At 66.0% G+C, this 15430-nt stretch carries 15 protein-coding genes and 1 pseudogene; 8 read left to right on the forward strand and 8 right to left on the reverse strand.

Translation table 11 applies throughout. The features are described from left to right. Nucleotides 1-50 precede the first annotated feature (50 nt). Both U8D42_RS14975 and U8D42_RS14980 read left to right on the forward strand, forming a co-directional pair. Nucleotides 51-446, forward strand: coding sequence for a hypothetical protein (locus tag U8D42_RS14975; RefSeq protein WP_322859842.1), 396 nt, complete (start codon nucleotides 51-53; stop codon nucleotides 444-446). A 41-nt stretch (nucleotides 447-487) separates the two neighbouring features. After that, complete coding sequence (locus U8D42_RS14980; protein WP_085238790.1) at nucleotides 488-811, forward strand: DMT family transporter; 324 nt, start codon at nucleotides 488-490, stop codon at nucleotides 809-811. On the opposite strand, the pseudogene U8D42_RS14985 reads toward U8D42_RS14980, so the two are convergent. Further along, nucleotides 791-1459 (reverse strand): annotated as a pseudogene (locus tag U8D42_RS14985) (alpha/beta fold hydrolase); the annotation flags it as partial. The gene U8D42_RS14980 and the pseudogene U8D42_RS14985 sit on opposite strands and share 21 nt — an antisense overlap. Before the next feature lie 274 nt (nucleotides 1460-1733). Here U8D42_RS14985 and U8D42_RS14990 point away from each other — a divergent pair. The 5 genes from U8D42_RS14990 to U8D42_RS15010 all read left to right on the forward strand — a co-directional run bounded on the left by U8D42_RS14990 (nucleotide 1734) and on the right by U8D42_RS15010 (nucleotide 9808). Beyond that, nucleotides 1734-4169, forward strand: a complete 2436-nt coding sequence (locus tag U8D42_RS14990) for a glycogen/starch/alpha-glucan phosphorylase (protein ID WP_322860162.1) — start codon at nucleotides 1734-1736, stop codon at nucleotides 4167-4169. Between the two features lie 164 nt (nucleotides 4170-4333). Further along, entirely contained in the window at nucleotides 4334-5809 is a 1476-nt protein-coding gene (locus U8D42_RS14995; protein ID WP_322859841.1) for a hypothetical protein, read from the forward strand. Nucleotides 5810-5923: 114 nt separating this feature from the next. After that, nucleotides 5924-6358 carry a hypothetical protein gene (locus tag U8D42_RS15000; RefSeq protein ID WP_322859840.1) on the forward strand — a complete coding sequence of 145 codons (435 nt, stop codon included), beginning with the start codon at nucleotides 5924-5926 and terminating at the stop codon, nucleotides 6356-6358. A gap of 217 nt (nucleotides 6359-6575) precedes the next feature. Continuing rightward, on the forward strand, nucleotides 6576-6974 hold the full coding sequence (locus U8D42_RS15005; protein ID WP_085238792.1) for an MmpS family transport accessory protein: 399 nt from the start codon (nucleotides 6576-6578) through the stop codon (nucleotides 6972-6974). After that, a complete protein-coding gene (locus U8D42_RS15010) occupies nucleotides 6971-9808 on the forward strand; it encodes an RND family transporter (RefSeq protein ID WP_322859839.1) in 2838 nt (945 codons plus the stop codon). The genes U8D42_RS15005 and U8D42_RS15010 overlap by 4 nt, the downstream gene beginning before the upstream one ends. On the opposite strand, the gene U8D42_RS15015 is transcribed toward U8D42_RS15010, so the two are convergent. From U8D42_RS15015 to U8D42_RS15030, 4 genes are all read right to left on the reverse strand, one after another. Beyond that, the gene (locus U8D42_RS15015; RefSeq protein ID WP_322859838.1) at nucleotides 9805-10545 is read right to left on the reverse strand and encodes an SDR family NAD(P)-dependent oxidoreductase; all 741 of its coding nucleotides are present in this window, start codon (nucleotides 10543-10545) and stop codon (nucleotides 9805-9807) included. The genes U8D42_RS15010 and U8D42_RS15015 overlap by 4 nt on opposite strands. A 14-nt stretch (nucleotides 10546-10559) precedes the next feature. After that, a complete protein-coding gene (locus tag U8D42_RS15020; RefSeq protein ID WP_322859837.1) occupies nucleotides 10560-10805 on the reverse strand; it encodes a hypothetical protein in 246 nt (81 codons plus the stop codon). Nucleotides 10806-10885: 80 nt separating this feature from the next. Continuing rightward, nucleotides 10886-11080 (reverse strand): long chain fatty acid-CoA synthetase Faa4p, encoded by a 195-nt coding sequence (locus tag U8D42_RS15025; RefSeq protein ID WP_322860161.1) that lies wholly within the window; start codon nucleotides 11078-11080, stop codon nucleotides 10886-10888. Between the two features lie 262 nt (nucleotides 11081-11342). Next, the gene (locus tag U8D42_RS15030) at nucleotides 11343-11828 is read right to left on the reverse strand and encodes a MarR family winged helix-turn-helix transcriptional regulator (RefSeq protein ID WP_322859836.1); all 486 of its coding nucleotides are present in this window, start codon (nucleotides 11826-11828) and stop codon (nucleotides 11343-11345) included. 136 nt (nucleotides 11829-11964) lie between these two features. Between U8D42_RS15030 and U8D42_RS15035 the strand changes: the two genes are divergently transcribed. Then, on the forward strand, nucleotides 11965-12906 hold the full coding sequence (locus U8D42_RS15035; protein WP_322859835.1) for an NADP-dependent oxidoreductase: 942 nt from the start codon (nucleotides 11965-11967) through the stop codon (nucleotides 12904-12906). Between the two features lie 49 nt (nucleotides 12907-12955). Here the strand turns inward: U8D42_RS15035 and U8D42_RS15040 are convergent, their stop codons facing one another. The 3 genes from U8D42_RS15040 to U8D42_RS15050 are packed head-to-tail and all read right to left on the reverse strand — an operon-like array spanning nucleotide 12956 to nucleotide 15268. After that, nucleotides 12956-14164, reverse strand: coding sequence for an NAD(P)/FAD-dependent oxidoreductase (locus U8D42_RS15040; protein WP_322859834.1), 1209 nt, complete (start codon nucleotides 14162-14164; stop codon nucleotides 12956-12958). A gap of 4 nt (nucleotides 14165-14168) precedes the next feature. Continuing rightward, a complete protein-coding gene (locus tag U8D42_RS15045) occupies nucleotides 14169-14357 on the reverse strand; it encodes a ferredoxin (RefSeq protein ID WP_322859833.1) in 189 nt (62 codons plus the stop codon). Beyond that, complete coding sequence (locus tag U8D42_RS15050; RefSeq protein WP_065517749.1) at nucleotides 14354-15268, reverse strand: metal-dependent hydrolase; 915 nt, start codon at nucleotides 15266-15268, stop codon at nucleotides 14354-14356. The genes U8D42_RS15045 and U8D42_RS15050 overlap by 4 nt, the downstream gene beginning before the upstream one ends. Between the last annotated feature and the right edge of the window lie 162 nt (nucleotides 15269-15430).

Here is a 15430-nt window from a genome sequence, read left to right on the forward strand (position 1 = left end):
CGGGTGATCAAGACGCCAACTCGTGGACTCTGGTGGATGGAAATGTGGTGATGGCCGAGACTTCCCCCGATCGGCGATCGGACCCTTCGGAGCGGGCCGCCAAGGTCCAACAGCGGGTGAAAGAGCTCAACCAGCGAAGGGCGGAATTGGCCGCGGGCGAGCGCCCGACGCCTGAGTCGGTGGAGCTGGCGCACCGCCGCGCCGAGGAATCCTTGCTCCGCGCGCAAGCGGCTCACCACGCCGCGGCCCAGCGGCACGAACAGTTGGCCCGGGTGCACGAGCAAACGGCGAACAGCTATCAACGGGCCGCACTGCAAGGGCTGGGGCCCACCGCTCGGCTGCAACAAGCGGCCGATGATCATTGGCAGGCCGCACAAGAAAGCCGGCTGGAGGCCCTGGAGGACGAGGCGAAGGCCCAAGAACCCAAGGAATCCTCATCGGGTTAGCTCCCGAACCAGTCCGCCCGTCGCCCGTCCAAGGAGACTCCTTGACATACGTCCTTCTCCTCTGCGCCATCCTCGCGGAAGTGGCCGCCACCAGCCTGCTCAAGAGCACGGAGGGCTTCACCAGGCTGTGGCCGACGGTCATCTGCCTGACGGGTTACGCCATCTCGTTTGCGCTGCTGGCGCTGTCGATCTCGCGCGGCATGCAGACAGACGTCGCCTACGCGCTGTGGTCGGCAATCGGTACGGCCCTGATCGTGCTCATCGCGGTGCTGTTTCTCGGCTCGACGGTCTCCGTCGCCAAGGTGGTCGGCGTGGGGTTGATCATCGCCGGCGTGGTCACGTTGAACCTGTCCGGCGCCCACTGACGTCAGGCGCGGGCGGCTAGCGGCGCACTCAGCCTCGAGCGAATTCATCCAGCCCAGGTATTCGGCTTCCAGCGCGGTGTCGAAGCAGCCGAGCCTTCGATAGCGGGTCAGTGCCAGATGGTGCAGCGCGGCCAGCGGAAGACGGTGTGCGGCATCAGACAGCGCCGGGTGGGTCGCGATCCAGCGTTGCCCCCGGGAAAAGCGGTAGAACCCCGGGCGAAAGATGCCATGCGCACGGGTGTTCAAGAGAGCAAGCCGCAGCACTCGCTCGGCATGGCGGATGGCATAACCGAGTCCGATGAAGCCCCCGTAGTCGTGGGCGCACAGGTTGAACCGTTGCCACCCCAACTCCGCCACGAATCGTTCGAGCCGCTCTACCTCGTTGTCGTAGGTAGGCACGGTCGACGGCGGATCCGACCGGCCGAAGCCGGGCCAGTCCGGCGCCACGACATGATGGCCGCCGGACAGCGCCGTGATCTGATGGCGCCAGCAGGATGCGCTCTGCGGGTAGCCGTGCAGCAGCAGGACCGGCTCTCCCCTGCCAACGGATTCTCCGAACACGTTGCGTCCGTCGATGTTCCACACGGTCGAAACATATGCGCATCCGGCGCCGTGCCACCCCTCGCTTTGAGACACACGACGCTCCATTCGCGCCACCGCAAGATCCCGCGGCCCGACGGCCGCCCGCGCCGATTCGTCGCCGGCCCGTGAGCTGGTGTTTACGTAAGAGCCTTCAGCTGCGCTCCTCGTGTGCAAACATCACTGCCAGACTGACGGTCTGCCGTCCCCGGACGACAGGTTGATTTGCGGCAACCTCGAGGGAGTAGGACTCACGATGACCGATGTCGATCAGCCGCCCACCGACGGAATCGCCCCCTCAAGTCCCGCGAGGGCCGATCTGGTCGAGCACTCTCGCACCGGGATGAGCGCGGCCGCGCTGCAACGGGCCATCAACGACCACCTGCGCTACTCGATCGGCCGGCCCGCCGCGGCCCGCCGGCCCGAGCATTACTACCGGGCGCTCGCACTGGCCGTGCGCGACCGCATGCAGGACCGCCGCGTGGTGTCGACCCAGACCTCGCTCGATCTCGGCCGCAAGGTGACCTGCTACCTGTCGGCGGAATTCCTGATGGGTCCGCAACTGGGTAACAACCTGCTCAATCTCGGCATGGAGCGGGCAGCCCGTGAAGCGCTGACGGCGATGGGGCAGAACTTGGACACCGTCCTGGCATGCGAGGAGGAGCCGGGCCTGGGCAACGGCGGCCTGGGCCGGCTCGCGGCGTGCTACCTGGACTCGCTGGCCACCCTGGAGCGGCCGGCGATCGGCTACGGAATCCGTTACGAGTTCGGCATTTTCGATCAGGAGATCCACGATGGCTGGCAGGTTGAGCAGACCGACAACTGGCTGGACCACGGGAACCCCTGGGAGATCGCTAAACCCGATGTCAACTACTTGGTCAAGTGGGGCGGTTACGCGGCGCACTACACGGACGACGCCGGCAAAGACCGCGTCCGATGGGTGCCGGGGCGGGTGCTGAAGGGCGTCGCCTACGACACCCCAATCCAGGGCTACGGCGTCAACACCTGCAACGTGCTGACATTGTGGAGCGCGCGCGCCGTCAAGTCGTTCGCGTTGGAAGCCTTCAACACCGGCGATTACTACGGGGCGGTCGAGGACGAGGTGATGTCGGAGACGGTCACCAAGGTGCTCTACCCGAACGACGAGCCAGAGGCGGGCAAACAGCTGCGCCTGCTGCAACAGTATTTCTTCGTGTCGTGCTCGCTGCAGCATGTGCTGCACATCATGGACGATCTCGCCGACGTGTCCGTCAAGGAACTTCCGCAACGTTTCGCCCTGCAGCTCAACGACACCCATCCCTCGATCGGCGTCGCCGAGCTCATGCGGTTGTTGGTCGACGAGCGCCAGCTGGACTGGGACGAGGCGTGGCAGATCACGGTTGCGACGTTCGGTTACACCAACCACACGCTGCTGCCCGAGGCGCTGGAGACCTGGCCACTGGACATGTTCGCCGAGGCACTGCCGCGCCACCTGGAGATCATCTACGAGATCAACCGCCGGTTCCTGGACGAGGTGCGCGCCCGGTTCCCCGGCGACGACGAGCGGGTCGGCCGGATGTCGCTCATCGGCGAGAACGGCGGCAAGAGCGTCCGGATGGCGCACCTGGCCACCGTCGGCAGCCACGCCATCAACGGCGTCGCCGCACTGCACTCGGAGCTGCTGAAAAGCAGTGTGCTCAAAGACTTTTACGAGATGTGGCCCGAACGGTTCAGCAACAAGACCAACGGCGTGACGCCGCGCCGCTTCCTGGCGCTGGCCAATCCGGGGCTGCGCGAACTGCTGGACCGCACCGTCGGTGATGGATGGCTGACCGATCTGAGTCGCCTGCGCGGACTCGAGCCGTTCGTCGACGACCACACGTTCCGGCGGGAATGGCGCGACATCAAACGCAACAACAAGGCGCGCCTCGCCAAGTACATCCGCTCGGTAGCCGGCGTGGACCTCGACCCGGACTGGATGTTCGACGTCCAGGTCAAGCGCATCCACGAGTACAAGCGTCAGCATCTCAACGTCCTGCACGTGGTGGCGCTCTATCGCCGCCTCAAGCAGGACCCCGGCCTGTCGACCCCTCAGCGGGCCTTCATCTTCGGCGGGAAGGCCGCCCCCGGCTACTTCATGGCCAAGCGGATCATCAAGCTGATCAACGCCGTCGGGGAGACCGTCAACGCCGACCCGGACGTCAACCGGTTCCTGAAGGTGGCGTTCGTGCCGAACTTCAACGTGCAGAACGCGCACATGATCTACCCGGCCGCCGATTTGTCCGAGCAGATCTCCACCGCGGGCAAGGAGGCGTCGGGCACCGGGAACATGAAGTTCATGATCAACGGCGCCCTGACGGTCGGCACGCTCGACGGCGCCAACGTCGAGATGCGCGACGAGGTGGGTCCGGAGAACTTCTTCCTGTTCGGCCTGACGGAGCAGGAGGTCGAGGCGGTCAAGGCCGGCGGATACCGCCCGGCCGATTACATCGACGGCAACGACGAGCTGCGCGCGGTGCTGGATCTGATTGCGGCCGGAACGTTCTCGCACGGCGACACCGAGGTGTTCCGCCCGCTGGTCGACAACCTGCGCCATGACGACCCCTTCCTGGTGTGCGCGGACTTTGCGTCCTACGTCAACTGCCAGGAGCAGGTGAGCGCCGCGTGGCAGGACAGGGAGTCGTGGACGAAGATGTCCATCCTCAATACCGCTCGCAGCGGCAAGTTCTCGTCGGATCGCGCGATCACCGAATACTGCGACGACATCTGGAACGTGTGGCCGCTGACCGTGAAGATGTAAGAAGCATCGCAACGCCGGTAGGTCCGGCACTCCGCCCGCGGTCAGCCATCCATCGCCGCTCGTCGCTGCGTATCGCCACAGGCTAAGGCTGAACCGGCGCTCGACAGTGGACGTTTTCCCGCTCCGCCGCAAGGATCGACACAGTGACCCCTGGCAGGAGGAAAGTGACCCTACGATTCCGTCGGCTTGCGCTGGCCCCAGTGACCATGGCGCTGGCGATGCTGCTCGCGCCGTCCGCGTCGGCCGACACCTATACCGATCAGCTGGTGGACAAGTTCAACGCCCAGACGCACGTCCTGGCCGACCCGGCGGCGAATCCGCCGCTGCGGGACCCCGACGGGCTCAACGACCAGATCCTGTCCAGCCGATGGACCTGGAGTTCCACGCCGCCGGTCTGGGTGGCGGCGGTGGCCCGCAGCCAGACCGGAGTGACCACCGCGGACGCCGTCCACACCGCCATGCTCCGCCGGGATCCCACCTTCAGCGGCGTCATTCTGGTCATCGACGCCAGGGGCTACCACGTCCGCGCCTACAACGTGCCCAAGGCGGTCGCGGACAGCGTCGACCCGCTCATGAGCCAGTCGGCCAGAAACCACCGGAACGACCCGTACGGCGCGACCAGCGAATTCGTCGGCAGGCTCGCCAGAGTGGACGTGTCCTCGGGTGGACCGGCGACGACGTCGCCCGTGGTGCACAGGAACCCCGACCGGTGGTCGTGGCTGTGGACCCTGCTGGTCTTTCTCGCCGTCGCGTTGAGCGTCATCAGCTTGGTCTGGTTCGTGGCGAGCCGAAAGCGCAAGCGCCGCACGGACGCAGAGGCGCGCGAGCAGATCAAGCAGGAATTGATCACCGCCACAGCGGATGTCGGCGACCTCGACAACGCGGTGCTCACCAACAGCGAAACGGACGTCAGCGCGGAGTCCACCAAGGCGAACGCCAGCCTGTATGACGCCAGGAAGGCCTATGAGACGGGGGACTACGGTGCGGCGCGGGCACACCTGAGCGTGGTGCAGTCGACGGTGGCCAAGGCCAACCAGAAGCTCAACCCAGGTCACCCGGCACCCAACGTCGCCGCCGTCGACTCGGTGCCCGAGGACGACCGCAAGCAGGCCTCGGTGCGCACGAAAAACCCCGACACCGGGGAGTACGTGACGATCAACAACAACAACTACAGCACCACCCCGCAGCCCGGCTATCCCCACTACTACGGGGGTGGCTACTACAACGGGATGTTCTTCTACCCCGGGTATTACCCGTACGCGTTCTGGGGTCCGGGCTGGGGTTGGGCGCTGACCGACGTCCTGCTGATGGATGCGCTGCTGGACGACCACTGGGGCGGCGGCTACGAACGCGGCTTCGAAGCCGGCCGCGATTCGGCGTACACGGACGCCGGCTATGACGGCGGGCAAAGTGGCGGTTATGACAGCCCGCAGGGCGATGTCGGGTTCGGCGGCGGCTATGACTCCGGCGGCGACACCGGCTTCGCAGGCGACGGCGGCGCGTACTCCGGCGGTGGCGACGTGGACTTCGGCGGCGGCTGGGACTCGGGTGGTTGGGACTCGGGCGGCGGATCCGACTTCGGCGGGTCCGATTTCGGCGGCGGTGGTTCGGATTCCGGAGGCGGCGACTTCGGGTTCTGACTCCCGAGAAGTAAGGTTTCCGGAGATGAGCACCGGCCGGGCGCCTTTCTGGTGGGGCCCGTCGTCTGTGACGTCGTCAACGACCGGAAGCGGTGGCTCCGAAGGAGTGTGATCGTGACTGAGGGGTTGTTCGGCCTGCTGACCGTGGTCGCCTTGGGCCTGGCACTGACACTTGCCGCCATTGGCGCCGTGTACGTCAGGCGGCTGGAGAGGCGGACGACCAGCCCGATAAGCGAGGAAATCGGCAGCGCCAAAGAGGTCGTGCGCAAATTGCGCAAACGCGAACCCATGTCTGCGGAAGAGCTGGATTACGCCCGGCAGGTCGTCGCCGACCGCGGCTCCCTCATGGCGCTCTGCATCCCGGGCGCGTTGTTCATGCTGGGCTGCTTCTACGTGTTCGGCAGCCTCTACCACCTGCACGGAGCGACACCGTCGGAGCGCACATTTCTCGGGGTGATTCCCATGCTGACGTCGACCAACCTGGCTCTACGGCTTCGAAGTAGCGCACGGCTGAAGAGGCGGCTGCGCGGCGCGCCCATCGCAGCATGACGGTTCCGCGACCCAGGTTCGACACACCGAGATCGCGCCGACGGCCCGGCTGCAGTAATCTCTTTACCGACATATGTCAACCTTCTTGATATATGACGGGCTCCTGGCGGCCCTTCGGGGGGCGGAGCTGAGGCGGGAACGTTTGTAGGACTGGGTCGCGAAAGGTGAGGGAGTGAGCCGTCGTTCAGTCGGCAGGACTGCCTTGGAGCGGGGCTGGATGCCGTTGGTCACCGTTGTTGCGGTCGGGGTGGGCCTGCTGTGCATGTACAAGGTGCACCAGTTCTCCGAACCCGAGCCGGTCATCACCGTCAACGGCCCGCAGGCACCCGAGCAGTTCAATCTCAAACGGATCACCTACGAAGTGTTCGGCAATGCCGGCAAGGGGGGAAAGCTCGTCTACATCGACATCGACGGCCATCCGCACCAGGTCGATTTCACGAGTCTGCCGTGGTCCCACACGGAGACCACGACGCTCTCCGTGGCGTCCGGCAGCATCTCGGTGCATGTTCGTAGCGGTCAGGTGAGTTGCCGGATGCTGGTGGATGGCGTCGTCCGCGACGAGCAGTCGGACGACCATCCGGATGCCGACGTCGAGTGCCGGGTGAAGTCGGCATGACCGAGCATCGCCTCGACGAGCCCCGGGCCAAACGCCCGTTCATCCCCAGGATGGTGCGGGCTTTCGCCATACCGATCATCTTCTTCTGGGGCCTTCTCGCGGTCACCACGAACACGTTCATGCCGCAGGTGGAGCGGGTCGCAGAAGAGCTCGCCGGGCCGATGGTCCCGCACTACGCTCCCTCGCAGCGGGCGTTGCTGCACATCGGCGAGAAGTTCCACGAATCCAACTCGACCAACTTGACCATGGTGGTGTTCGAGGCGAACCGGCCGTTGGGAGACCAAGACCACCGGTACTACGACGACCTGATGCGCCGCCTACAACAAGACACCCAGCACGTGCAGTACGTGATGGACCTGTGGGGTAAGCCGTTCACCGCGGCGGGAGCGCAGAGCGTGGACGGCAAGTGCACGTATGTGCTCCTTCGTCTCGCCGGGGACATCGGCCAGATTCAAGCCAACCAGTCGGTGAACGCCGTCCGCGACATCATCAAGAACGACCCGCCCCCACCGGGTCTCAAGGTCTACGTCAGCGGCGCGGCTCCGCTGGCCTCGGACACGCTGGCCATCGCGAACGCGAGCCTGAACAACGTCACGATCGTCACGATCATCCTCATCGTCGTGATGCTCCTGCTGGTCTACCGCACCCCTTCCACCCTGCTGGTGCCCTTGCTCGGCGTGCTCATCGAGATGCTCGTGGCGAAGGGAATCATCTCCACGCTCGGGCACCTCGGATACATCGAGCTCTCGTCGTTCGCGGTGAACATCGTGATCGCCCTAACCCTGGGTGCGGGAACGGATTACGGCATCTTCCTGATGGGCCGCTATCACGAGGCCCGGCAGGCCGGGGAAAGCCGGGAGGACAGTTTCTACATCGCGTACAAGGGTGTCGCGCCGATCATCATCGGCTCCGGGCTGACGATCGCCGGCGCGTGTTACTGCTTGACGTTCGCGCGCCTGAACTACTTCCACACCATGGGGCCCGCCGTCGCGATCACCATGCTGTTCACCATCGCCGCGGCGATGACGCTGGGCCCGGCTGCGCTGACCGTCGGCAGCCTGTTCGGGATGTTCGACCCGAGGACCAGCGCCAAGGGATATCTGTATCGGCGCATCGGGGCGAGCGTCGTGCGGTGGCCGGTGCCGATCCTGGTGGCCAGTTCCGCCGTCGTCATGCTCGGGGCGGTCTTTGTACCGACTTACCGGCAGAACTACGACGACCGGCAGTACCAGCCGGCCAGTGCGCCCGCCAACCTGGGTTTCCAGGCGGCGGATCGGCACTTCCCCAAGAGCAAGCTCTTCTCCGAGATGATCATGGTCGAAACCGATCACGACATGCGCAACTCGGCCGACTTCATCTCGCTGGACCGGGTCGCCAAGGCCCTGATCCGCCTGCACGGCGTGGCGATGGTGCAAGGCATGACCAGACCCTTGGGCCGGGCGCTCGAGCACGCCAGCATCCCCTACTTGTTCACCACGCAGGGCAGCGGCAACGGGCAACAGCTCCCCTTCAGCAAGGAGCAGAACTCCAACACCGACGCGCAGGCCGACATCCAGGCGCACTCGGTCGCGGTGCTGCGGAAGGAGATCGGCTTTTTCCAGAAGGTGTCCGATGAGCTGCACCAGACGGTTCTCACCGTCGAAGACCTCCAACGGGTCAGCGACGACATCAGGGACGAGGTCTCCAACGTCGAGGATTTCTTCCGGCCGATCAAGAGCTACTTCTATTGGGAGAGGCACTGTTTCGACATCCCCATCTGCTGGACGTTCCGTTCGCTGTTCGAGGCGATCGATCAAGTCGACAAGTTGGCCGACGACATCGCGGACGCGAAGCTGTCCCTGGAAGAGGTGGACAAAGCCTTCCCGCAGATCATCGCCCAACTCAAGGCCACCGCCGACGACACCGAGGCGCTGCAGTCGAAGCTGGTGAACAGCTACGGATCCGCCGACCTGCAGACCATTCAGACCGCGCAGACCTTCGATGATCTGATCAACGTGGGCAACGACTTCGACAAGTCCCGCAGCGACGACTACTTCTACATCCCGCACGAGGGCTTCGACAACGACGACGTCAAGACGGGCATGAAGCTGATGATGTCGCCGGACGGCAAGGCGGCCCGCTTCATCGTCACCCACGAGGGCGACGCCATGGGCCCCGAAGGCGTGGAGCACGTCCAACAGTTTCCCGACGCGATCAAGACGATCCTCAAGGAGACTTCGTTGGCCGGCGCGCGCATCTACATCGGCGGTTCGGGCTCCAACGACAAGGACATCAAGGAGTACGCGATGTCCGACCTGATGATCGCCGCGATCGCCGCCTTCGTGCTGATCTTCTTGATCATGATGTTCATCACGCGAAGTCTGGTGGCGGCCTTGGTGATTCCCGGCACCGTGGCCTTCTCCTATGCCGGCGCCTTCGGGCTGTCCATCCTTTTTTGGCAGCACCTGGTCGGCCTGCACCTGCACTGGCTGGTCCTGCCGCTGACGTTCATCATCCTGGTGGCGGTGGGTTCGGACTACAACCTGTTGCTCATCAACAGGGTCAAGGAGGAGCTGCACGGCGGCATTCACACCGGGCTGATCCGGGCGCTCGGGAGCACGGGCGGTGTGGTGACGTCGGCCGGTTTGGTCTTCGCCTTCACCATGCTGGCGATGCTCACCAGCGATCTGCGCACCATCGGTCAGGTGGGTTCCACCGTGTGCATCGGCCTGCTGCTCGACACGCTGATCGTGCGGTCGTTCGTGGTGCCGTGCATCCTGCGACTCCTGGGGCCGTGGTTCTGGTGGCCGACCCTGGTGCGCGCCCGCCCGCTGCGGCAGAGCATAACGAGCTAGCCGGCACCCTTGCCGTTGTCGACGCGATAGACGGCGCCGTGCACCGCGGCGGCGGCATCGCTGGCCAGGAAGGCGATCACGTTCGCGACGTCAAGGGGCCGCATCATGCCGCGCGGCGATGCCGTGCGCATGATCAGGTCGTAGTTGGGGTTCTCCGGTGCGCTGAAGCGTTCGATCTGCGGCGTCAGCATGCCGCCCGGGCAGATCGCGTTGACGCGCAAGCGATCCGCGGTGTACTCCACCGCCAGGGCGCGGGTGAGCCCGATCAGCCCGTGCTTGGCGGCGCAGTAGCCGGCCGAGTACGCCTGGCCCTCGACACCGGCGATGGAGGCGACGTTGACGATGTTGCCGCCGCGCTCCAGCAGCCGGGGCAGTGCGGCCCGGCAGAGATAGAACGGCCCGTTGAGGTTGACCGCGAGATCGTGCGCCCAATCCTCCTCGGTCATCGACTCCGTCCGGCGCATCTGGTGCTGTCCGGCGACGTTGACCAGGATGTCGAGCCCGCCGAACTCGCGCACACACCGTTCGACCGCATCGCGACACGCCTGCGCGGAAGCGAGATCCACCGATGCGTACGAACCGTTTTGCACATCGGAGAACACCTCGGCCAGGCGTGCGGTATCGCGACCGATCCCGAAAACCGTTGCGCCCTGGCGGGAAAAGAGCCGGGCCGTCTCGGCGCCGAGGCCTGACGACGCTCCGGTCACGAACGCGACCTTGTCCTGCAGTGCCGACATGGCTGTCCTCGTGGTCAGTAGGGGCGAATCCGTGCCACGCTACCGCGGAGCAGGACCAGCGGCGCAACACATCTCGGCCCCCACAGGGTCATCGCACGGCGCGCGGTGAACAACACGAGCAGGCTGATCGCCATCCGGCCGAGGGCGACCCTACTGGTTCGTCTCTTCCAGGTCCGCGGCGCCGATCCCGCGCGCCGACCCAGGTAGTAGCCGAGGCAGGTTGCCACCGCGAGAGCCGCGATTCCCGCGAGCACCGTCATGATGATGAGCGTTTCGCGTCATCGTCGCGGCGAGGTCACACGCGCGACACACCTTGGCCACTACGCGCGACGAACGCGCGTCAAACGGTCTCGCTCACGACGTAGACCGCGACATACCCGATCGGGATGCCGGTCCAGGTGGCGATGCATTCGCGCGCCGCCAACTCCACGGCATTCCGGCGGCCGGCGCGGGTGACCCGGCCGATCTCCGGGATCTGGATCAGCCAGCCGTCGCCGTCGCAAGTGATCTCGATATCGAAGCACTGGCCGACCATGGGGCACTTCACGCGGGGGGCGACCCGCGACGCACGGGCGCTGCGCAACGATTGACGGCGCAGCAGGGTGGGCTGAATGGGCATGGCTGCTTTCGGAGAGTCGCAATCAGAACCGCGGGCAAGAGTAATGCGCATTCAGGCGAAAACCTAATCGGCGGCCATGTCGACGCATGCCCGCTGCCCAGTCTCCACCAAGTCGTTGCCGGGACTTAATGTTTGGGTCCGCGCGCGACCGAGGCAGAAGGAGCCGCTGTCGCCACGGTCAGCGGCCACGCGTGCGCGGGGCCGCCGAGCGGGCCGGCCGGGCGCGCATGTGATCGCGCGCGCGACCCATGATGTCGCCGAGCGCGCGCACGTCCTCGGCCGAAAGCGCATCGAACAGTTGGTCGCCCACCACACGGATGTGGCCCGGCAGGACCTGGGCAAGACGCGCGTGGCCGGCGTCCGTGATGCGGACGACCGTGGCCCGCTGGTCGGCATCGCTGGCCTCGCGGGCGATCAGGCCCGCCCTCTCCAGCAGAACGGCCTGATGCGTCAGGCCACTGCGGCTGTACACCACGCCGTCGGCCAGCTCGGTCATGGTCAGTTCGCGCTGCGCGTCGGCGAGCTTGGCCAGGATCTCGAACTGCACATAGCTGAGGTCGCCCTCGGCCCGAAGCTGTCGCTGCACGGCGTACTGCAGCAGGCTGACGGCCTCCATCAGGGCGAAGTAGGCGCGCATCTGCTGAGGCTGGAGGGTTTCGGCCATGCCGCGATCCTAAAGCTTCGACCTCGAAGCAATGTGGCAGTTGTCACCCCCCGATCAGGAATCGCTTCGATCTCGAAGCGGGTTGTACCGACCGCAACTGCTTCGATATCGAAGCACCTATCGAACGGAGATGACCATGAAGGCTGTGCAGTACCACCGTTACGGCGACAGCGACGTTCTGCAGTACGAAGAGGCCCGCCGGCCGGCGCCCGGACCTGGCCAGGTCTTGGTGCGGGTCGCCGGGACCTCGTTCAACCCGGTCGATGCGGGCATCCGCGGCGGCTACCTGTCCGAGGTGTACGCGATTTCCTTCCCGCACATCCCGGGCGTTGACGTCGCAGGAACCGTCGCCGGGCTCGGTGACGGGGTGACGGGCTGGACGATCGGCGATGCCGTCGTGGGCATGCTCCCGCTGGATGCTCCCGGCGCGGCCGCCGAGTACGCGCTCGCGCCGGCCGCGGTGCTGACCGCCGCGCCCAGGTCGGTGCCGCTGGCCGACGCCGCCGCGCTGCCGACCGTGGGCTTGACGGCCTGGCAGGCCTTGTTCGACGTCGCCGAACTGGCTGCGGGGCAGGCGATTCTGATCAACGGCGCGGGCGGAGCGGTCGGCGGCTATGCGGTTCAGCTGGCCAAGCAGGCCGGAGCCGTCGTCACCGCGACCGCCTCGACCCGAAGCGAGGCGCGGCTGCGCCGCCACGGCGCCGACCGGATCATCGACTACATCGACTACGCCGCCACCCCGCTCGCCGTGGCCGGACAGCCGTTCGACGTGGTGTTCAACCTGGTCAGCACCGCGCCGGAGCAGACCGCGGCCCTGGTCGGCCTCGTCGCCGACGGCGGGTCCTACGTCGGCACGATGACGTCGGGCGAGGGGGACCCGGCACGGCGGGTGCGCGCGCAGCGCGTGTTCGTCCGCGGCGACGCCGGCGAGCTGGCCGGACTCGTCAGCCGCGTCGACGCCGGACAGCTGGTGATCGACGTGGCCGATCGCCGCCCGCTGACCGACGTGGCCGCCGTGCACGACGACTCCGACGCCAATCGGCTGCCGGGGAAGACGATTCTCGTTCCTGGACAGTGACTTTCGCCGTCCACCGCTTGTCCCGCCGGCCACCCGCCGGCGGGACTTCCTAATCCGGTCGGCCCGGCGGGAATTCGGCTCGCTTCTCGATGGCCTCGCGATAGGCATGCACCCGACCGGGCATCGTCCCGAGCACCGCGATCGTGCGACCGCCGCGCCCGTAGGCGGCGACGAACTCCCCGGAGTTCTGGTCGCCCTCGACGACCTCGACGGCGTCGTAATCGGCCGGCACGCCCAGCATCTGCAGCTTGACGTCGTAGTGGTCGGACCAGAAGTACGGCACTTCGTCGAAAACTTCGGCGCGCTCGGGCTCGGCCAGCAGGGTGCGCGCCGCGGCCGCGCCCTGACGGCCCGCGTCGTCCCAGTGCTCGGTACGCAGGTGCCGTTCGTACAGCGGGTGCCACCAGCGTGCGACGTCACCGGCCGCGACGACAATGCCATCGCCGTCGTTGCCCTCGGCGACACCTTTCGCATCGCAGACCACTCCGTCATCCAAGCGCAGTCCCGAGCCTTCCAGCCAGCCGGTGGCGGGTGTGACGCCCAGGCCGACGATGACCACATCGGCCGGCACCTGCGAACCGTCGGTGAGTCGGACGGCCTCCACGTGCCCGTTGCCGACGAATCCGTCGACGCCAACGCCGACGCGCAGGTCCACACCGTGCTCTCGATGCAATTTCGCCCAGCACGGCGCCAGCTCCGCGCCCAATGCTTGAACCAGCGGCCCGGATGCCTTCTCGACGAGCACCACATCCAACCCCAGCAATCGGCAGGTCGCGGCGACCTCACTACCGATGAATCCGCCTCCGACCACCACGACACGGGGACGCGAGCCGAGTCGTTCCCGAATCTTCAGACAGTCCTCGACCGTCCGCAGCAGGAACACGCCTTCAGGAGCTTGGCCGGGCCACTGGCGTGGCTCGGCGCCACTGGCGATGACGACGCCGTCGAAGGCCAGGGACAGGGTCTGACCCTCGTCGCGGACCCGGACGGTGCGGGCGGATAGGTCGAGCCCGACCGCCGTGGCACCTCGAAGTACCCGCGCATCCATGTCGAACTGCGGCGCCATGTCGATGCCGGCTCGGTGCACCTGCCCGCTGAGCAACTTCTTCGACAGCGGCGGTCGATGGTAGGGGGCGTGCCGTTCGGCGCCGACAATCGTCAGGGCACCGTCATAGCCGTCCCGTCGTAGCGTCTCCGCCGCACCCATCCCGGCCACGCCGGCACCGACGACGACGACCTGGTTCAGTTGCCCGGGCATCGCGTCAGTCCTCCACCACGATCGCCCCGGTGGGGCAGGACACTTCGGCAGCCTTCAACGGTCCGCGTAGCTCCCGTCGCGGCTGGTCTTGGAGCAAGTGCAACCCATCCTCGCGCACGTCAAAAACCTCGTGGCACAGGCTCATACAGACGCCGTTGCCGTCGCAGGTGTCGAGGTCGACCGAAACCTTCATCGAACCGCGGCCTTTCCCTCTAACTGGGCCCGTTCGCGGGCGGCCTTTGCCGCCGGCGACTTCTTGATGTATTCGACCGCCATCTCCGTGACCGCTTCGGGACCCGGGTGATGATGGGGTCGCATGTACCTGGCGGGTTGCGTCACCATCAGCTGCCAGGGACCGGGCAACTTGTACTCGCGGGCCGCACGAAGCCAATCGCGCCAGCGCCATTTCTGATCGATGGTCGGGTCATGAGCCATCAGGTATTTGGCTCCGGCGATCCACCACCCGTAAAACAGCGGGGTGGTCATCACCATCGAGAAGGCCCTGATGAAGTAGTTGCCACACACATGCTGGTAGACGTCGAACACCAGCGAGCGGTGTTCGACCTCCTCGGCGCCGTGCCAGCGCAGCAGATCCAGCATCATCGGGTCAGTGCCCGCATAATCCAGGCCTCGGTTCTGTAGCACCCATTGCCCCAACATCGCGGTGTAATGCTCCAGCGCCGCGACGTCCGCCAACCGGCGATACAACCACCAGCGCTTCATCGCCGGCGGGAAAAATTTCGGCGGATCACCCAGCGCAACCGACAGCATCTTCCGGAGCCGGGAGGTGTACGGCTTGGTGTCGATGCCCTGTTCGGCCAGGTGGTCGAGCACCACTTGGTGCGCCCACGCGTGCCAGGACTCCTGTTGGATAAACGGTTTGATCGCCGCCTCCAGCTCGGGGTCATCAACCAGCGACGACGCTTCCAGGACGGCCTTGATGAAGTGCCGCTCGCCCTCGGGGAGCAGCAGATGCAGAACGTTCATCATGTGCGTTGCGAAAGGGTCGTCGGGCACCCAGTGCAGTGGCGTCTCGGACCAGTCAAATCGCACCATCCGGCGATATCGTGGGTGTCCGTCGTGATGAAGTTGGACCTCCGGCATCGAAAGCTCCCTCGCGACTCGCTGCGAACAACCGTTCACTCGGCCGCGTACCCACACTGGTCCCCGGTTATGCGTACCGGCGGTACGAGGTTTCTGGGACTTCCGTCTGCGCTTCAGCCATGGACTCGACACGGTCAACCGCGGAAACCGATTTGATATCGA

It is taken from the genome of Mycobacterium europaeum, assembly GCF_034555895.2.
Lineage (GTDB): Bacteria > Actinomycetota > Actinomycetes > Mycobacteriales > Mycobacteriaceae > Mycobacterium > Mycobacterium europaeum.